Source organism: Burkholderia sp. Ax-1719, assembly GCF_011753055.1.
Classification (GTDB): Bacteria; Pseudomonadota; Gammaproteobacteria; order Burkholderiales; family Burkholderiaceae; genus Paraburkholderia.
In genome coordinates, this window is sequence record NZ_VWWJ01000004.1 from 225,034 (window position 1) to 244,479 (window position 19,446).

General features: G+C 62.5%; 16 protein-coding genes. 14 read left to right on the top strand and 2 right to left on the bottom strand.

Annotated elements, in window-relative coordinates; genetic code table 11:
* The first annotated feature begins 338 nt into the window (after positions 1–338).
* Positions 339–623, top strand: a complete 285-nt coding sequence (locus F3J17_RS10560) for a hypothetical protein (RefSeq protein ID WP_167057171.1) — start codon at positions 339–341, stop codon at positions 621–623.
* Positions 624–692: 69 nt separating this feature from the next.
* Here F3J17_RS10560 and F3J17_RS10565 read toward each other — a convergent pair whose 3' ends face one another.
* Both F3J17_RS10565 and F3J17_RS10570 read right to left on the bottom strand, forming a co-directional pair.
* Positions 693–1,976, bottom strand: coding sequence for an MFS transporter (locus tag F3J17_RS10565; RefSeq protein ID WP_240160899.1), 1,284 nt, complete (start codon positions 1,974–1,976; stop codon positions 693–695).
* Complete coding sequence (locus F3J17_RS10570; protein ID WP_167057174.1) at positions 1,880–2,413, bottom strand: MarR family winged helix-turn-helix transcriptional regulator; 534 nt, start codon at positions 2,411–2,413, stop codon at positions 1,880–1,882. The genes F3J17_RS10565 and F3J17_RS10570 overlap by 97 nt, the downstream gene beginning before the upstream one ends.
* A gap of 699 nt (positions 2,414–3,112) precedes the next feature.
* On the opposite strand from F3J17_RS10570, the gene F3J17_RS10575 reads away from it, so the two are divergent.
* From F3J17_RS10575 to F3J17_RS10635, 13 genes are all read left to right on the top strand, one after another.
* Entirely contained in the window at positions 3,113–3,811 is a 699-nt protein-coding gene (locus F3J17_RS10575; RefSeq protein WP_167057177.1) for an energy transducer TonB, read from the top strand.
* 74 nt (positions 3,812–3,885) lie between these two features.
* Positions 3,886–4,830, top strand: a complete 945-nt coding sequence (locus F3J17_RS10580) for a MotA/TolQ/ExbB proton channel family protein (RefSeq protein WP_167057180.1) — start codon at positions 3,886–3,888, stop codon at positions 4,828–4,830.
* A gap of 20 nt (positions 4,831–4,850) precedes the next feature.
* Positions 4,851–5,276, top strand: coding sequence for a biopolymer transporter ExbD (locus tag F3J17_RS10585; protein ID WP_167057183.1), 426 nt, complete (start codon positions 4,851–4,853; stop codon positions 5,274–5,276).
* A 105-nt stretch (positions 5,277–5,381) separates the two neighbouring features.
* Positions 5,382–5,810, top strand: coding sequence for a biopolymer transporter ExbD (locus F3J17_RS10590; protein WP_167057186.1), 429 nt, complete (start codon positions 5,382–5,384; stop codon positions 5,808–5,810).
* A gap of 17 nt (positions 5,811–5,827) precedes the next feature.
* Positions 5,828–7,012: a tetratricopeptide repeat protein gene (locus F3J17_RS10595; protein ID WP_167057804.1), complete on the top strand. Its 1,185-nt coding sequence runs from the start codon at positions 5,828–5,830 to the stop codon at positions 7,010–7,012.
* Between the two features lie 133 nt (positions 7,013–7,145).
* The gene (locus F3J17_RS10600) at positions 7,146–7,721 is read left to right on the top strand and encodes an XRE family transcriptional regulator (RefSeq protein WP_167057188.1); all 576 of its coding nucleotides are present in this window, start codon (positions 7,146–7,148) and stop codon (positions 7,719–7,721) included.
* 378 nt (positions 7,722–8,099) lie between these two features.
* The gene (locus F3J17_RS10605) at positions 8,100–10,790 is read left to right on the top strand and encodes a TonB-dependent receptor (RefSeq protein ID WP_167057191.1); all 2,691 of its coding nucleotides are present in this window, start codon (positions 8,100–8,102) and stop codon (positions 10,788–10,790) included.
* A gap of 145 nt (positions 10,791–10,935) precedes the next feature.
* Complete coding sequence (locus tag F3J17_RS10610) at positions 10,936–12,837, top strand: extracellular solute-binding protein (RefSeq protein ID WP_167057194.1); 1,902 nt, start codon at positions 10,936–10,938, stop codon at positions 12,835–12,837.
* 8 nt (positions 12,838–12,845) lie between these two features.
* Positions 12,846–13,901, top strand: a complete 1,056-nt coding sequence (locus F3J17_RS10615; protein ID WP_167057197.1) for an ABC transporter permease subunit — start codon at positions 12,846–12,848, stop codon at positions 13,899–13,901.
* Positions 13,855–14,967 carry an ABC transporter permease gene (locus F3J17_RS10620; RefSeq protein WP_167057200.1) on the top strand — a complete coding sequence of 371 codons (1,113 nt, stop codon included), beginning with the start codon at positions 13,855–13,857 and terminating at the stop codon, positions 14,965–14,967. The genes F3J17_RS10615 and F3J17_RS10620 overlap by 47 nt, the downstream gene beginning before the upstream one ends.
* On the top strand, positions 14,967–16,598 hold the full coding sequence (locus F3J17_RS10625) for a dipeptide ABC transporter ATP-binding protein (RefSeq protein ID WP_167057202.1): 1,632 nt from the start codon (positions 14,967–14,969) through the stop codon (positions 16,596–16,598). The genes F3J17_RS10620 and F3J17_RS10625 overlap by 1 nt, the downstream gene beginning before the upstream one ends.
* A complete protein-coding gene (locus F3J17_RS10630) occupies positions 16,595–18,040 on the top strand; it encodes a TldD/PmbA family protein (RefSeq protein ID WP_167057205.1) in 1,446 nt (481 codons plus the stop codon). Before F3J17_RS10625 ends, F3J17_RS10630 begins: the two co-directional genes overlap by 4 nt.
* Complete coding sequence (locus F3J17_RS10635) at positions 18,040–19,401, top strand: metallopeptidase TldD-related protein (RefSeq protein WP_167057208.1); 1,362 nt, start codon at positions 18,040–18,042, stop codon at positions 19,399–19,401. Before F3J17_RS10630 ends, F3J17_RS10635 begins: the two co-directional genes overlap by 1 nt.
* Positions 19,402–19,446 lie beyond the last annotated feature (45 nt).

The following is a 19,446-nucleotide window of genomic DNA, read 5'->3' on the forward strand; positions in this document are numbered from 1 at the left end:
GATGGCGTGAATCGTTGTGCTCGCCACCGTTACGCAACACCAGGCGCGACGATTCCGGCCGATGTGCACTCCGGGAGGCTGGGTGTGGGGCGGACATTGCGTTCGTGAACTTGTGTCCAGACCATCCGGCCGCGCGTTTAAATCATAAGGATTGCTATGCGATCGTCGCGGGCATGGAACAGCTCTGCGTGGGCTCCGACCTTGGCAGTTGGCCCCAGACCGCGACCACCGGTTAATCTGGCACTATTTTTGTGTGTGGAGTGTTCGACCAAACTTGCGAATTTGCGAAATACTGTATAAATTAACAGTATGTGTATACGTACAGTACGGAGGATTACATGAAATCGCTCATCCGCATTGTGAATGACGAGGATCGTCAGACCGTGGAGTGGTTGCTCGCAAACGTAGGCGCGAAGCGAGTAGAGGCAGCAGTCGATCGCCTGACCAGCGGCGGGCGGCGGCCTTTCGTTTCCGCGCTGTGCCGCTATCTCGGTGCGTGGCCGCCGGTGCAGCGCCGGGCGGTAGCGGGCAAGTCGGCGCATACGGCGGTCGGCGACCTGCACCTCGCGCGTATCCGCCAGTTCCTTGCGCAGAGCAACGCCGCGAAGCTGCGGGCAGGCTGACGAAGTGAGGAAAGCGCCGTGCGTTATTTCTTCAGATTGATTGGCAGTACATAGCGAGACAGTCGGTGCTCAATTCACCGGCGCAGCAGCACTGCGCTGACGCCGGCCTTCGCAGATGCCCAGCGTAAAGAGGGCTAACGCCGCACTTGCGATGGCGAGTGGCCACATCAGCACGTCATCGCCAAACACCTTCATCGCGGCGCTCGCAACAAGCGGTCCAACTATCGAGCTGGCCGTGAATGTGAGGGAGACCAGCCGCATGTTGCGAATGAGGGCGGTTTTATCGCTGCATGCGGCGGCGTACATTCCTAGCGTGATGAAGGCGCTATTCATGCCTCCGGCCGCAAAGCCGCATGCTGGAAGCATCCATGTTGCAGGTTGCGCGAGCGCGAAGGCGGCCAGCGCCAGCGTACTGAGTATCGCGCACACGATCACGGTGAAACCTAGTCCGATGCGGTCAGCCATCCAGCCAACCGGATATTGCAGCGCCATGCCGCCCAGTCCCAGGCAGGAGAGGAGCACAGCAGCCTGCGTTGCACTCATCGAGCGTGCCGCCGCGTAAAGCGGGAAGAGGCCATAAAGCGCGCCGTCGCTGAAGCCGCCAACCGCGACCACGATCATGCCGAGATAGACGAGTGCGCTGACTGGAGCGCCACGGGCATCCTTCAGACCGGCTGCCTCAGTTGTGACCGGCAGGGCTGATTGCGTCGATGTCGTGAGCCAGAGCGGTATCGCCGCGGCGCATGTGAATGACACACCGGCCATCATTGTCATGGCCCCACTCGGTCCGCACCATGCCGCCAGTGCCGGGGCGATGACACCCGCGCTCGCAATCAGGGTTTCGTGCACGCCCACCACGCGCCCGCTCAGCCTTTCGGGTACGAGACTGTACAGCCACGATTCGTTAGCAATCCAACGCAATCCAATACCGAATCCGCTCAGCACGCCTGGTATGATCCAGAGCGGCCACCACAGCCAGTTCGCCGCCAGGAACGCTGCCACGCTGGCGGCAAGACCAAGCGTAACCGTTCGCTTCGCGCCAAACCGCGTGGCGAAAACAGGAGCCAGTACCAGACCGGCAAGCATGCCTGCCCATTGTGAAGCAGCGAAGATGCCGGCGCGTTGCGCGTCCAACCCTTGATGTGCAAGCCAGACTGGCAGCACGATAAAGCCCAAGCCGAACTGGCCGATCTGCGCAAAGGTCGATACACAGGTGAGCGCGGCGATGGCCGGCCAGCGCACCGGCGCTGCCGGTTTCACGGAGCGTCCCGGGATGGCATCGGCAACCCTTCTCCGCGGCATTCGATGGGGCAACCGGCGTTCAGGCACGGCCCCTCGTCGCAAAAGCGACATAACTGCATGGCGTGTGACGAATCGCGCGTCTCGTGCCAGAGCATCTTGATCAGCATGCCTTCCAGCGCCGCGCGATCTTTCGGATCCAGGTGTCCCACGATGCGCGTCAGCATGGCTTCCCGCGCACGTCGCAGGCGCTTGACCTCGCGTCGGCCAGCAGCACTCAGCGCGATGGATACGGAGCGTTTGTCGGCGCCCGCGAGCTTCTCGACCAGACCTGCTTCAACCAGACCCGCCACCGCGCGCACGGCTGCGGGATGTGAGAGCGCGACGGACTCGCGCAACACCTCGATAGACGCGCCCGGATATTGGTCGATTGCATTCAGCATGGCGCGTGCAGTGGCGCCGGCAAGAGCGGGGAGGGTATTGAGCGCGTACAACTCATCCGTTACAAGAACGGCGAGCGCGCCTAGGAGGTTTTCCGTACGCTGCGTCATGTGGCACCCAGATATATGCATTGCACACATATGCAGTCTGCACATGTTCTGATTGCATGGCAAGTTCAGAATATGGGTCGGAATGCGAAGTGATTTTTTGATAGTGATAGCGCGTTATCGCGAAATTGTCAGTGATTGGTATTTGCCCCGATAAGTGGTTTTTTAATGGCTTTTAATGCGGTTCGCATGCACCATTTTGTAGCGCTTTATGTGCGATGCACCAAATTGTTTAATAAAGCGGAATTGAATTGGTTTTGAAATTTTATAGCTTTCTATTTGTAAGACTGATGCGATGCTGCACCTAAAATAAAGACTGGTCAATGGCTGTAACCTCGTTCTGACAGGATTTCTGGCGTTTTAGAGGGGTTTTATAAACGTCGTATTCCCGCATCAAAAAAAGTTTGCTAGCGAGTTTTTTACTTGCTATCTTTCAGTCCACAAAACGGAATGTGCGCTTCGCCACACAATTGTCACTGTGCTATGCCGTGACACGAGAGAGCGGTGAGCGAGGCGCCAATCCTGCAAACAGTCCGCTGCTATCGCACGGATTGTCGTTGTCTTGATCCTGTCTGACGCACGACATTAGATTCGTACTGCCAATGAAGTGAATTGCCCGGTGTGATGGGCCGCGTCCGCTCGTCGGTACGGTCCGGCGCCGCAGAGAATGGGTGCATTGCGCCCAAGGGAGCGACGGTGGTGATGAAAGGGGAAGTCAGTTTGCAACAGGCGGGCGTCGCGCGGCCCGCCCGGCCGCGAGAGTTTGGCCGCAAGCAGCAGAATCCGGTGCGCCGCTTCGGCGGTATCGCGATTGTCCTGTTGCTCCATATTGTGTTGATCTATGCCTTGATCAATGGTCTGGCGACCAAGGTCGTGCAGGTGATCCAGCATCCGATCGAAACGAAGATCATCAAGCCGGTGACGCCGCCGCCTCCGCCGCCATTGCCCACCGTGCAATTGCCGCCGCCGAAGTTCGCGCCGCCACCGCCGCCGTTCGTGCCGCCGCCCGAGGTGCCGGTGCAGGCGCCGCCGCAGGCCACCATTACCCACGCGGCTACGCCGACGCCCAGCGCGCCTGTGACGGCTCCGCCCGCGCCGCCCGCACCCGCTGCGCCGGCCAAACCGGTCAGTCACGAGGTAGGCGTGGTGTGCCCGAACTCGGATCAGATCCGTTCGAGCATCAAATATCCGCAGCAGGCGCAGGAAAACAATGTAACCGGCGATGTGCTCGTCGAGTTCGTCGTCGATCCGCAAGGTCACGTCACGAACGAACGCATTGCGAAGTCCTCCGACGAGGAAAGCCTCGACCGGGCGGCCTTCAACGCAGTCAAGCAGTTCAATTGCATTTCGCAGGGGCAGCCGGTCCGCGTGCAGGTGCCGTTCTCCTTCAACCTCAACTGAGGCGCGCACGGCAGCATTCGGGTGGCGATTTATCAGTCACGATTCGTAAGTTGTACAAATGAACTGGAGCAGGCATGAAGAAGCGTTCTTTCGCCGCACTGGCGGCCAGCATGGTGATCGCCGCAGCCGCGGTTGACACTGTTGTCCTACCCACGCTTGCCCATGCGCAGGCAAGCGACACAAGCGCATCAAGCACGTCAGGCGCGCCCGCCGCAGCAGCCACGACGGATGCGGCCAGCAACGCGGCCACCCTTTCAGCGGCGCCCGCGCCCGCCTCGGCAGCGGATCAACCGCCGCCGGCGCCCGCTACGTCCGAGACCGTGAGCAACCCCTATGGACTCGGTGCGTTGTGGAAAAACGGCGACTTCGTTGCGCGCTTCGTGCTGCTGCTGCTCGTGATCATGTCGATGGGCAGCTGGTACATCATGGTCACCAAGTTCCTTGAGCAGGCCCGCGCGAATCGCCGCGCCAAATCGGCGGACGAGCAGATCTGGAGCGCGCCCACGCTGGCCGATGGCGCGAAGCAGCTTGAAGAGGCCTCGCCGTTCCGCTTTATCGCCGAATCGGCCATCGAAGCGGGCGAGCATCACGACGATGCGCTGCTTGAAGCGGTCGATCGCAATACGTGGATCGACGTGTCGGTCGAGCGCTCGATCACCAGCGTCTCCAATCGGCTGCAGGACGGCCTGGCGTTCCTCGGTACGGTGGGTTCCACTGCGCCGTTCGTCGGCCTGTTCGGCACGGTCTGGGGCATCTATCACGCGCTGACGGCAATTGGTATCGCCGGGCAGGCCTCGATCGACAAGGTCGCGGGCCCGGTGGGCGAGGCGCTGATCATGACGGCAATCGGTCTGGCGGTCGCCGTGCCGGCGGTGCTCGGCTACAACTTCCTCGTGCGCCGTAACAAGGCCGTGATGGAACGCGTGCGCGCCTTCGGCGCCCAGTTGCATGCGGTGCTGCTCGCAGGCGGCAAACGCAACGTCCGTTCCGCGTCGCGCAATGTCGCGATGGCCGAATAATCCAGCGAGCGAGATACGCCATGGCCATGAGCGTGGGACAGGAGGGCGGCGAGGACGAAGTCATCTCCGCCATCAATACGACGCCGCTCGTCGACGTGATGCTGGTTTTGCTGATCATTTTCCTGATCACGATTCCGGTGGTGACGCATACCGTGCCCGTGCAGTTGCCCAAGGAAACGGTGCAGCCGTTGCAGACGACGCCGAAAAGCGTCGAGATCGCCATCAACCGCGACGGCAACTTCTTCTGGAACGAGGCGTTGGTCGATGCGCCCACGATGCTCGCGCGGCTGAAGTCGGTCTCGCAGCAGACGCCGCAGCCGGAGGTGCATGTCCGTGGCGATCAGGGCACGCGCTACGAGTTCATCGGTCGCGTCCTCACCGCGTGCGAGCGCGCGGGCATCGCCAAGGTGTCGTTCATCACCGAGCCGCCGCCGCGGGGTGGTTGATCGAGCGGCTGAGCGGACGTTTGAGCGCGGCAGCACCCCATGCGGGTGCGCTTCACAGAGTCAATGCAGTAGCTAGATGCCCGTTTTGCGGGGCAGGGGGAAGTCATGGGTATGAACGTGTCTTCGGGCGGCGGTGGCGAGCCGGAGGTGATGGTGGACATCAACACTACGCCGCTCATCGACGTGATGCTGGTGCTGCTGATCATGCTGATCATCACCATTCCGATCCAGATGCATTCGATCAAGATGAATCTGCCGGTGGGCAATCCGCCGCCGCCGATCACGCAGCCGCAGATTGTGCAGATCGACATCGACTTCGACGGTACGACGACGTGGAACGGGCAGCCCGTGCCCACGCAGGCGGATCTGGAATCGCGGCTCTCGCAGGCGGCGGCGCAAGCCGACCAGCCTGAGATTCATCTACGGCCGAACCGGCTCGTGCCGTATCGCGACGTGGCTGCCGTGATGGCGGCGGCGCAGCGTGTGGGCGCGACGAAGATCGGTTTGATCGGCAATGAACAGTACATGCAGTGAGGAATGACGTGACGCGTATTGCACATCGATTCAGACTCGCAGTGTTGAGCGCGGCGCTTGGCGTGGCGCCATTCGCCGTCCACACGGCGCAGGCGCAGACGCTGCGTCCGGAAGTGGCGAAGCCGCTCAACGACGCCCAGACGCTCTACCGGGCGCATCGTTATTCGGAGGCGCTCGCGAAGATTTCGCAGGCCGCCGCCGTGCCCAATCGCACCGACTATGAAACCGTCACCATCGAGGAGATGCGCGGGGCAACGGCGGCTGCCGCTGGCGATAACGCCACCGCTGAGCACGCGTACGAAACGCTGCTGGCAAGCGGTCAGGTGAAGGGCGAAGACGGCCAGCGCACGGCGGCGGCGCTTGCCGGGCTGTATTTTCAGCAAAAGGAATACGCAAAGGCGATCAGCGCAGCACAGCGCTATCAGAAGCTGGGCGGCGGCGACCCGCAGATGCAGACCTTGCTGATCGAGTCGTACTACCTGTCGGGCGACAACGCGGGCGCACTTACGCTGCTCAAATCGAGCGTCGACGCGCAAACGCGCGCGGGCCACACGCCGGACGAAGCGCAACTGCAATTGCTGGGCACCGTCGCGCAGCGCGCCAACGATCCGGCCGCGTATCGCGGTGCGCTCGAAAGGCTGGTGGCCTTTCACCCAAAGCCTGAATACTGGACGGACCTGATTCACGCGATCCGCAGCAAGCCGGGCTATCTGTCCGCGCTCGACGTGGATGTCTATCGTCTGCGCCGCGCCGCCGGGTCGCTTGCGAGCGCGGACGACTACATGGAGATGACGCAGCTCGCAATCGTGTCCGGTTCGGTCGCCGAGGGCAAACAGATCGTCGATCAGGGCTTCTCCAGTGGTGTGCTGGGGCATGACGCGCAGGCCGATCGCGAGCGACGTTTGCAGGCGCTCGCCGCGAAGCGCGCAAGCGCGCCTGCCGATCCGCAGAATCCGGTCGCGCCGTTCGACGTCGGCTTCAATCAGGTGTTCGCGGGCCAGCAGCAGGCCGGCTTTGCCGCAATGGATGCCGCGCTGGCGAAGGGGGTGGATCATCCCGATATGGCGCGTTTGAGGCTGGGCGAGGCATATTACTTCGCTGGCCAGAAAGCGCGGGCGGTCGCGGCGTTCAAGTCCGTGAAGGGCACCGATGGCGCGGCGGATCTGGCGCAGCTCTGGTTGTTGATCGCAGCGAAATCCTGATTGCCAGGCGGTGGCGCATTCAAACGAATGGAAATGAAAGCGTGGCTTTTTTAAGTCGCCAGCGGGAGGTGCTGCGCTAATAAAAAGTTGTTCTATCTAATCAAACAATTTTTGATTGCTATTTTGTCTTGCTATGGTTTCATCACTGAACGACAAGGCATACGTTGCAGCCATTACCGGCCGCCGCATTCGCACCCTGCGCCAGCGGCTCAGACTCACTCTGGATGAAACCGCGGCACAGGCGGGTATTTCGAAGCCTTATCTCTCGCAGGTGGAACGCGGTCACGCCACGCCGTCGCTGCGTGCGTTGATTGGCATTGCGCGGGCGCTCGGTGTGGCCTTGCAGTACTTCATCGAGACGCCGGGCGAGGCGCAGATCGTACGACGCGCTGAGCGCATGACATTCAAGGGTTTCAGCGGTTCGCAGAATCAGTACGGTTATCTGACGAAACCGGACGGCAATCTCAGTCTGGAAGCGCAGCTCGTGAAAATCCCGGCGGGCGCGCAGCATTTCGAAGTCGCCGCGCAGTCGGCGGAAGAGTTCATGTACGTGCTGAGCGGCGAAGTGTCGTTGACGCTCGAGGACAACACCTTCGTCCTGCGAGCCGGCGATACGGCGCATTTCGAATCGGCCGCGCCGCATGGCTGGGCCAATCCAACGGATACGGAAAGCGTATTCGTGTGGGTGGGAACGCCAAAGCTGATCTAACAGTGGTTGTTGCAGTTGGAGCGGATAAACCGCCGCTTCATTGAAATAAAAACATTAGCAGTGCATAGGTTAAAGAGACTTCATCCGCGCGATTCAGGAAGGCAACAGGGCGACGCAACAGGGGCGTCGCGCGGAACGAAGGCGCCCGCAATGCTGTTCGAACCATCGATTGCATGGCGCATACGCTGTGGTAGCCGTTAGTAGTCCGATTTTAAAAGTGTAATTTGAGCGGATCGTCCTGACAGGCTTGACCGCGCAGTCAGGACGATTCACGCAATGGGGCGCGACGCGACAGCGTCGTCTATCGATGGCGAGGTTCATAAGACTTCGCTCCGCATGACGCAAGTGGGCGTGACTGACGAGTGAGAAGGGGAAAACGTGAAACAGAGGGTTTTGGCGCTAGCCATCAAAAGGATAATCTGGGCGGAACTCGCACTATCGGCGGCTATCGCGGCGCCCGTGTTTGCGCAAAGCCAGCCTGCCGCAGCGGGCGGCGCAACGGCGGCTGCACCGGTGGACGCCTCGGACGCCGCAGCAGCATCGTCCACGTCGGCCAAGGCAAATGGCCAGAACGTGGCGCAGCTCAAGAAGTTCGAAGTCACTGGGTCGCTGATTCGCCAGTCCGACAAGACCGGTTTCCAGCAGGTGCAGACGATCACGCCGCAGCAGATCCAGAACTCCGGCGCGACAAGCGTCTCGGACTATATGCGCACGATCTCGGCGAACTCGGCCAATAGCTGGGGCGAGTCGAACGACGACAGCTTCGCGGCGGGCGGCGCGGGCATCGCGCTGCGCGGCCTGAGCGAAAAATACACGCTGGTGCTGATCGATGGTCAGCGCGTCGCGCCATATGGCTTCGCCGTGAATGGCACCGACACCTTCTTCGACCTGAACGCCATTCCTCTGAACGCGGTCGAGCGCATCGAAGTGGTCAAGACCGGCGCGGTTTCGCAGTACGGCTCGGACGCCATTGCCGGCGTGGTTAACATCATCACGAAACACGATTTTCAGGGCCTGCAGCTGGACGGCAGCTACGGCGGCGCGACGCAAGGCGGCGCGGGCACGACCAAGTTCGGCATTCTTGGCGGCTTCGGCAATCTCACGAGCGACCGCTTCAACGTGACGGCCACGGCGAGCTACTACAAGTCGAATGGCTTCACGCTGGCGGATCGCGATACCACCGAAAACCAGGACTTCAGCAACAAGGGCTATGGCGGTTCGGTGATGTCGCCATCGTACTGGCTCAATCCGACCACCGGTCTCGCCCAGGCGCTGGGCCCCTGCCTGGGTACGGTCCAGCCGTTCAGCGGCAACGTCATTGCAACCAGCACGGGCGCGGCCTCGGGCGGCACCGTCTGCGGCCACAACACCGCGGAATCGGCCTCGATCGACCCGTGGACCGAGCGCTGGAACGCAAAGGTTCACGCCGACTTCAAGGTCAACGACAACACGACCGCATGGGCCGACCTCTGGGAAAGCAACATCAAGACGGTCACCAACAACTTCGCCTCCTATCTCGGCAACAAGACCGTCTACAACCCGGCGACTGGCACGCTTTCCGCGTGGCAGGCCATCGTGCCGGCCAGCAACCCGTATAACCCGTACGGCACCGATGCGACGCTGTTCACGTGGCTGCCCAACACGGTGTCCGACACCACCGAAGCGAACTTCTATCGCGCGGCGATGGGCATCAAGGGCAACTTCTCGCTCTCGAAGCAGGACTGGGACTGGGCGTTGTCGTATGGTCATTCTCAAAGCACGGTGACCAACACGACGACCGGGCAGCTCAGCGTTGCTGGCGTGGAGTCGATGCTGGCGAACGGCACCTATGACTTCGCGAATCCCGCCGCGACGCCGAATGGCCTCAATGGCGTATTCACCGACACGAACAACATCGCAGTGTCGAAGCTCGATGTCGTCGATGCCACGCTGTCCACACCGAATCTGTTCCACATTCCGACCGGCGACGTGGGCCTCGGTCTTGGCAGCCAGTTCACGCACCAGAGCGAACGCATTGCTCAGGGCGCGAATACGAACGACGGCTCGGTGCTCAATCCGACGCTGCAATCCGTCAACGGCGAGCGCAACGTCGCGGCGGTGTATTACCAGGTTGACATTCCGCTGTGGCAAAAGATGCTGACCTTCAGCCAGTCGGGCCGCTACGACCATTACAGCGATTTTGGCGGTGCTTTCTCGCCGCGCTTCGCGCTGCGCTTCCAGCCGATCCAGCAACTGACGATGTACGGGTCGTTCAATCGCGGTTTCCGCGCACCGACCTTCGTCGAGAATACCAACTCGACGAGTACCGGCATCTCGCCAGTGGGCCCCAACGGCGCGGACGAAACGGTTGTGACGACCGGCAACACCAGCTTGCAGCCTGAACGCACGAAGAACTACAACATCGGCTTCCAGCTTTCGCCGGCGCGCGGCACCGATATTGGCTTCGACTTCTACAAGATCCATGTGGATCACGCAATTGGCGCGGTGGTCGATACTGCCAAGACGGTCTACAACCCGGACGGTTCGATTGCCTACATGGTCGAACCGTATCAAAACCTCGGCTCGTTCGACACCTCGGGCTTCGAAACGACCTTCAGCCAGTCGGTCAACACGCAGATCGGCCGCTTCACGCTGTCGGCGGACTGGGCCTATGTGTGGCACTTCAAGATGGACGGCATCGGCTCCGAGACCGGTACGGTCGACGGCGCGGGCAACGACTCGACGCTCGCCCAGCCGTTTGGCGGTTCGTTCCCGCGCTGGAAGGGTACGACCGACCTGTCGTGGAACTGGCACAAGTGGAATGGCACGCTCGAATGGCAATATGTCGGGCCGTATTCGGATGCGCTTGGCCTGAACTATTCGACGGCCTCGTATAGCCAGTTCAACCTGAACGTCGCATACTCGGGCTTCAAGCACTGGACCATCTACGGCGGCATCAACAACATCTTCAACAAGGCGCCTCCGTACGATCCGCTCTGGCTGGGCGCAATCGACCAGACCGGTTACGACCAGTCGCTCTACAACTACATCGGCCGTTATATCCAGATCGGCGCGACGTACAAGTTCTAAAAGTAGCAGCAGACGTGGTAGCAGGGCAGTAGCGGGCCGGGCAACCGGCCCTGTCCTTACCAGGGACGCACCGAAGGCCGCGGCGCGAAGCTGTCCTCGCGTCGCGCGCCCCCAAACGCAAACCATGCGGACCGAAAGACCGAAGATGAGACTCACGAACTGTGCACGCGCCGTGACAGCGGCGTGCGCGTTTGCAGCGGCGTTCGTGCCCGCGCTGATACCGGCGGCGCAGGCGGCCACGGCGATCGCGCAGTACGATGCGCCGAAGTATCCGCCCGATTTCACCCATTTCGATTACGCCGATCCCGGTGCGCCCACCGACGGCAGCCTGAGCTTCCAGAATTTCAACGAGGCGCAGAGCTACGACTCGCTCAATCCGTTCCTCGTGCGCGGCGCGCCCGCGCCGGACATCCAGAGCCTGATGTTCGATACGCTGATGCAGCGCAGCTGGGACGAACTCGCCTCCGAATATCCGCTGATCGCGCAAAGCGTGGACGTCGCGCCCGATCTCAGCTCGGCGACCTTTCATATCGATCCGCGTGCGCGCTTTTCCAACGGCGATCCCATCACCGCAGCGGACGTCAAATATTCTTTCGATATCCTGACGAGTCCGCAGGCGTCACCGTTATTCAACGCGCAGTTTTCGGTGATCAAGCGCGCCGTGGTGGTCGACGCAAAAACCGTGCGCTTCGAATTCCGCCGCGCCGAACGCGACGCGCCGCTGATTGCGGGCGATTTGCCGATCTTCTCGCCAAAGTGGGCGAAGAGAGCCGACGGCACCACGATTCCCTTCGATCAGCTCTCGAATGTGCCGCCGATCGCGAGCGGCGCGTATCTGATCGAATCGCGCAAGAACGACAAGCAGATCGTCTACCGCCGCAACCCGCAATACTGGGCCGCGGATCTACCCACGCGGCGCGGCATGTTTCGCTTCCAGCGCATCGTCTTCAATCTGTACGTCGATCAATATACGATGCTCGAAGCCTTCAAGGCGGGCGACGCCGACGTGCGGGTCGAATACAGCGCGACGCAGTGGGCGCGCAAGTATGTGGGCAAGAATTTCAAGAACGGTATGCTGGAGAAGCGGGATTTCGCCATCAGTCCCGCGCAGTTCCAGGGCATGCTTATCAACACGCGTAAGGACCGCTTCACGGATGTGCGCGTGCGCCATGCGCTTTCGCTCGCGTTCGACTACGACTGGATGAACCGCATGATGTTCTACGGTCAGTACACGCGCCTGAAGAGTTATTTCGACGTGAGTCCGTTCGCGGCCAAGGGCATGCCTTCGCCGCCGGAGCTGGCGCTGCTCGAACCGTATCGCGCGAGCCTGCCGCCCGAGGTATTCGGCCCGATGATCCAGTTGCCGAATACGCTGCCGCCCAATTCGCTGCGCGGCAATCTGCGCGAAGCGCGCGATCTGCTTGCGCAGGCCGGCTGGCACTATCGCGACGGCGTATTGCGCAATGACGCTGGTGAAGCGTTCACCATCGAGATCATCGACGATCAGCCCGGCATGGACCGCCTGATCCTGCCGTACACGCAGGCGCTCGGCATGCTCGGCATCCAGGCGCATCTGCACGAGATCGACAGTGCGCTCTATCAGAAGCGGCTCGACAATTTCGATTACGACATGACTACCTATATTTACGCGCCCACCACGATCCCGGGCGCGGAACTGTTGCGTCGTTTCGGCAGTGCGGCGGCCAGCCAGGTGGGCTCGGAAAACTATCCAGGCGTGCGCATGCCAGCGGTCGACAAACTGGTAGACGCCGTGCAGAAAGCCGACACGCTAGCGGATCTCGAAACCGCTACACGTGCGCTCGATCGCGTGCTGATGAACGAGTATTTCCTCGTGCCCGAGTATTACGCGCCCAACGAGCGTATTGCCTTCAAGACCACGATCGGCCGCCCGAAGATCGACCCGGTGACCTACGTGCCCGAAGAGTGGGCGATCGATTACTGGTTCCGCAAGCCTGGTGCGCCCGATCCCGCGCGCAACGGTGCGCAAGACGCACACGCTACACAAGCGGCCGTGGCCGCACAGTAAGGAGCAACATGTACGCCTATATTCTCAGACGTCTTTTGCTGATGGTGCCGACGATCCTCGGCGTGGTGACCGTCACGTTCATCGTCACGCAATTCGTGCCGGGTGGTCCCGTCGAGCAGGTGCTCACGCAATTGCGCCACGGCACCGGCGCGCGCGGCGGCGAAGTGGGAGCGGGCGCGGGCGGCTATCACGGTAGTCAGGGTGTGGACCCGCAGCAGCTCGAACAGATCAAGAAGCAGTTTGGCTTCGACAAGCCGCCGCTGACGCGCTATTTCATGATGCTCAAGGATTACGCGAGCTTCGATCTGGGCCAGTCCTACTACCAGCACGCGAGTGTGTGGCAGGTGATCCGCGCCAAACTGCCGGTGTCGATCTCGCTGGGCTTATGGACCGTGATCCTCACGTATCTGATATCGGTGCCGCTGGGCATTGCGAAAGCGGTGCGCAACGGCTCGCGCTTCGATACCGTCACGAGCGTGCTGGTGCTCGCGGGCTACGCGATTCCGGGCTTCGTGCTGGGCGTGCTGCTGCTGATGCTGTTTGGCGGCGGCACCTTCTGGCAGGTGTTCCCGATGCGCGGCCTGACCTCCGATAACTTCGACGACCTGAGCGCCATCGGCAAGCTGTTCGATTATCTCTGGCACATCGTGCTGCCGGTCACGGCCTCCGTGGTGGGCAACTTCGCGATCGTCACCATCCTCACCAAGAACACCTTTCTGGAGGAAATCGGCCGCCAGTACGTGCTGACCGCACGCGCCAAGGGCGCGCCCGAACGCGACGTGCTGTGGAAGCACGTCCTGCGCAACGCGGCGATTCCGCTCGTCACCGGCTTGCCCGCCGCATTCGTGGGCGCGTTCCTGAACGGCAATCTCCTGATCGAAACGCTCTTTTCGCTCGACGGCATGGGGCAGCTTTCGTACGACTCGGTGATCCGCCGCGATTACCCCGTCGTGCTTGGCTCGCTCTTTCTTTTCACGCTGATCGCCCTCGTCACCAAACTCATTGCCGATGTCTGCTATGTCCTCGTCGACCCCCGCATCCAGTTCCACCGGCTGGACCGCTGATTCCGCAGCGATCGCGCACGCGAAGCCGGTTTCGCCGTGGCGCCGCACGTGGCTGCGCTTTCGCGCGCAGCGGCTCGGTTACTGGAGCCTCGTGATTTTCATGGTGCTGTTCGTCGTGAGCCTGTTTGGCGAAGTGCTCTCGAACGACCGGCCGCTCGTGGTGCGCTATGACGGGCACTACTATTTCCCGATCGTGAAGGACTACCCGGAAACGCTGTTTGGCGGCGATTTCCCGGCGCAGACCAATTATCTCGATCCATATATCCGTTCGCGGCTCACGACGCACGGCAATTTCGCGCTCTATCCGCCTAATCATTTCCGTTACGACACGATCGATTACTTCGCCGCGCGTCCGTATCCCGCGCCGCCCTCGGCGAGCAACTGGCTGGGCACGGATCAATTCGGCCGCGACGTGCTTTCGCGTCTGCTCTACGGCTTCCGTCTTTCGGTGCTGATGGCCTTCGCGCTCACCGTTTCGGGCGTGTTGCTGGGTGTGCTGACGGGCGCGGTGCAAGGCTTTTATGGCGGCCGCACCGACCTGATCGGCCAGCGGCTGATCGAAATCTGGAGTTCGATGCCCGATCTTTATTTGCTGATTATTTTTGCGTCGATCTTCGAGCCTTCACTGTGGCTGCTGTTTATTCTGCTGTCGATGTTCGGCTGGCTGGTGCTGTCCGATTACGTGCGCGCGGAATTTCTGCGCAACCGCTCTCTCGATTACGTGAAGGCGGCGCGCACGATGGGTCTATCGAACTGGCAGATCATGTGGCGCCACGTCTTGCCCAATAGCCTTACGCCGGTCATCACGTTCCTGCCGTTTCGCATGAGCGCGGCGATTCTCTCGCTTACCAGCCTCGATTTTCTCGGCCTGGGCGTGCCGCCGCCAATGCCGAGCCTCGGTGAACTGCTGCAGGAAGGCAAGAATAATCTCGACGCCTGGTGGATTTCGGTTTCGGCTTTCGCGGCATTGGTGATCACGTTGCTGCTGCTGACCTTCATGGGCGATGCGCTGCGCAATGCGCTTGATACGCGCACACGCGGCTCGGCTTTCGGCGGAGGCAAATGATGAGCGCACCGTTGCTGGATATTCAGGATTTTTCGGTGCGCTTCGGCGACAAGCTTGCCGTGCGCGATCTGAGCCTCGCGATCGGGCGCGGCGAGCGCGTGGCGCTGGTGGGCGAATCGGGTTCAGGCAAGAGTGTGACGGCGCTGTCGATTCTGGGCCTCGTCGCCCAGGCGCAGTTGAGTGGGCGCATGCTGCTTGATGGCGTCGATCTGCTGCAGCAGACGGAGCGGCAGATGCGCGGCATTCGCGGCGGCGACATCGCGATGGTGTTTCAGGAGCCGATGACAGCGCTCAATCCGCTCTTTACCATCGGCAAGCAGATTGCGGAAAGTCTGCGGCTGCACGAAGGTTTGCGGCCGAACGCGGCGCGTGCGCGCGGCATTGAACTGCTCAGGCGCACCGGCATTCCCGAGCCCGAACGCCGTATCGATAGTTTTCCGCACCAGCTTTCGGGCGGCCAGCGCCAGCGCGCGATGATCGCGATGGCGTTGGCCTGCCGTCCCCGTCTCCTGCTCGCCGACGAACCGACCACGGCGCTCGACGTCACGGTGCGCCAGCAGATCGTCGATCTGCTGCTGGAATTGCAGGAGCAGGAAGCGGCGGCGCGCGGCATGGCGGTCTTGCTCATCACGCACGACCTGAATCTGGTGCGCCGGTTCGCGCAGCGCGTGGCCGTGATGGAAAAAGGCGTGCTGGTGGAAACCAACACCACCGATGCGCTGTTTTCCAGCCCGCAGCATCCATACACGCGCCGGCTGCTCGACAGCGAGCCGTCGCGCGCGGTGCAGCCGGTCGCAACGGACGCGCCGGTGATTCTCGACGTCAAGGATCTGGCCGTCGATTACCGCACGGCGGGCAAGGGCTGGCGTTCGGTGTTCGGCAGTTCGGCGTTCCGCGCGGTGCATGAGGCCAATCTCACCCTGAGGCGTGGCGAAACGCTCGGTGTGGTCGGCGAATCGGGCTCGGGCAAATCCACGCTCGCGTCGGTGGTGCTAGGCTTGCAGGGCGCTGCGGCGGGTGAGGTGCGCATCGACGGCCAGCCGCTGGCCTCGCTGAAGAGCGCGCAGGCGCGTCAGGCGCTGTATCGGCGCATGCAGGTGGTGTTTCAGGACCCGTTTGGCTCGCTGTCGCCGCGTATGACGATCGAGCAGATCGTGGGCGAAGGACTCACGGTGCATCAGCCGTCGATGCAGGGGGACGCGAAGCGCCGCCGCATCGGCGGGCTGCTTGAAGAGGTGGGCCTGCCCGCCGATGCGATGATCCGCTATCCGCATGAGTTCTCGGGCGGCCAGCGCCAGCGCATTGCGATCGCGCGGGCGCTGGCGGTCGAACCCGAGATGATCGTGCTCGACGAACCCACCAGCGCGCTGGACGTGTCGATCCAGAAGCAGGTGCTGGCGTTGCTCACCGACCTGCAGAAGCGGTATCGTCTGAGTTATCTGTTCATTACGCACGATCTGGCGGTGATGCGCGCGATGGCGCACCGCGTGATCGTCATGAAAGGCGGGCGCATCGTCGAGCAGGGCGACACGCTGGCCGTGCTCGATGCGCCCGCCCATCCCTACACGCAATCGCTGCTCGCGGCTTCGCTGCTGCAGCGTCCGGTTGTACTCAAGGAGAACATTGCATGATGGAAGAACGCTGGACCCTGGCCGCGCGCGGATTGCGCAGCGCGGCCGACTTCTGGTCGGTGCGCTTCGTCGACGAACGCACCGACGACCATTGCGTGCGCAACGACGTGGCCTTGCCTGCGCGCCAGGTGCGCGAACGCGGCGCGATGGTCACGGCATGGGCCGGCGCGGGCGCCGGTTATGCCGCCACCGCCGATCTCTCGGCGGCCGGTCTGCAGCGCGCGCTGGAGATCGCCACCTCGCGCGCCCAGGCGAGCGCGTCGCACGCGCTGATCGACCATCGCCGGATCGAACGGCCCGCGCAAAGCGGCAGCTATGTGTCGCCAAATGCGCAAAGCGCGTTGCCCTCGCGGCGTGAATGGATTGAGCGTCTCGCGCACGAATGCGCGGCAGCCAATCTCGATGCGCGCATCGTCGAGCGCGTTGCGGGCATGCAGGTCACGCAAAGCGACCAGCTCTATCTGACTAGCGACGGCGTGCGCATCGAGCAGCAGTTCCGCTTCCTGATGCCGAGCCTTTCCGCCGTCGCACACGATGACGGCGATGGCGGCGACACCCAGGAGCGCACGCTCAACGGCCACTACGGCACGCTGGCGCAAGGCGGCATGGAGATTCTGGCGCGCTATGGTTTCGACGGTTCGGGCGCGCGCGTGGCCGACGAAGCGCTGCAACTGCTCGCCGCGCCCAACTGCCCGAGCGGGCGGCGCGACCTGCTGCTGATGCCCGACCAGATGATGCTGCAGATCCACGAGTCGATCGGCCATCCGCTCGAACTCGACCGCATTCTGGGCGATGAGCGCAATTTCGCGGGCTGGAGCTTCGTGAAACCGGAAATGTTCGGTCAATACCAGTATGGTTCGGCCTTGCTTAATGTCACCTTCGATCCTGACCTGCGCGAAGAAGCGGCCGCCTATGCCTTCGACGACGACGGCAGCGCGGCCAGCAAGCAATACCTGATTCGCGCGGGCGTGCTGGAGCGGCCGCTCGGCGGCGCGCTCTCGCAGCAGCGCGCGGGGCTGCCCGGTGTGGCGAATTCGCGCGCGGCCAACTGGAACCGGCCGCCCATCGACCGCATGGCCAACCTCAATATCGAACCGGGCGATCAGTCGCTCGACCAGATGATCGCGGGCATCGAGCACGGCATCCTGATGAAGACCAATACCTCGTGGTCGATCGACGACCATCGCAACAAATTCCAGTTCGGCTGCGAATTCGGTCAGTTGATCGAAAACGGCAAGCTCACGCAGGTCGTCAAGCGGCCCGGTTATCGCGGCATTTCCGCGAGCTTCTGGCGCGGTCTGTCCGCAGTCGGCAATGCGGCCACGCGTCAGGTTTTCGGCACGCCGATGTGCGGCAAGGGCGAACCCGCCCAGGTGATCCGCGTGGGCCATGCCTCGCCTGCCTGCGTGTTCTCCGATGTCGAAGTGTTTGGAGGGGCATGATGGCCGAATTGCTAAGCACGCGCGGTATCGAGGCAATCGACTGGCACGCGCATTTCACCATGCTCGCCGAAGCCATCGAGCGTATGTGCCGTCCCGGCGAAACCGTGTTGAGCGCATTCGCGGGCGAGCAGTCCGATTTCATCCGCTTCAATGCGGGCAAGGTGCGCCAGAGCGGCCAGGTCGAGCAGGGGCGTCTTACGTTGCGGCTGGTGCACGGCGCGCGTCAGGCGTATTCCACCTTCGATCTGGGCGGCGATGCGCATGCCGATGTCAGCGACGTCTCCGATGCGCTGGCGGCGCTGCGCGAAAGCCTGCTCGATGCGCCCGACGATCCGCACGTGCTGTTCGACACCAGCGCGTGGACGCGCAGCACGCGCCGCGACGGCCGGTTACCCGATCCGCAGACGCTCGTCGATCTGGTCGCGCAGGCGGCGCAAGGGCTGGATTTCGTGGGCTTCTATGCAGGCGGCACGCTGGCGCGCGGCTTCGCCTCGACCACCGGCAGCCGCGGCTGGTACGAAGTGGAGAATTTCAATTTCAGCTGGTCGCTTTATCAGCCCAATGGCCGCGCGATCAAGACGAGCTACGCGGGCGACGCGTGGGACGACGCGGTGTTCGTCGACAAGGTGCGCACGGCGGCGCAACGTCTGCCGGTGTTGCTGCGCGATCCGCGTGTGCTGACGCCGGGCGGCTATCGCGCCTGGCTTGCGCCCGCGGCGCTGGCGGAGCTGATGGAAGCGGCGGCCTGGAACGGGTTTTCGGCGCGTGCGCAGGCCTCGTCGACCAGTCCGCTTTACAAGCTCAATACCGGCGCGGCGGCTTTCAACGAACGCATTTCGCTGGCGGAATCGCTCGAACTCGGCATTGCGCCTGCGTTCAACGACGACGGCTATCTGCGCGCGAGTGTGCCGCTGATCGACGCGGGGCGCAGCGTGGGACGGCTGACGAGTGCGCGCTCGGCGCGAGAATATGGGCTTGAGCCCAACGGCGCGCTGCCGCAGGAAATGCCCACCTCGCTGTCGATGGCGGGTGGCGATCTCGCACAGGACGATGTGCTCGCGCGGCTGGGCACGGGCCTCTATATCGGCAACCTGTGGTACGTGAATTTTTCGGACCGCATGAATTGCCGCCTGACCGGCATGACGCGCTTCGCGACCTTCTGGGTGGAGGACGGCGAGATCGTCGCGCCCGTGGACGCCATGCGCTTTGACGACAATCTTTATGGCCTGCTCGGCGAGCGGCTCGAAGCGCTGGGCGCACAGCCCGAACTGCTGCTCTCCGATTCCACCTGGGGACAGCGCGCGACCGGCGGGCTGAAATTGCCGGGCGCGCTTGTGAAGTCGTTCGAGCTGGTGCTGTAGCGCGCGAGCGCGCGGCGCGGTTGGTGGAGACGTGGCGTAGTGGTG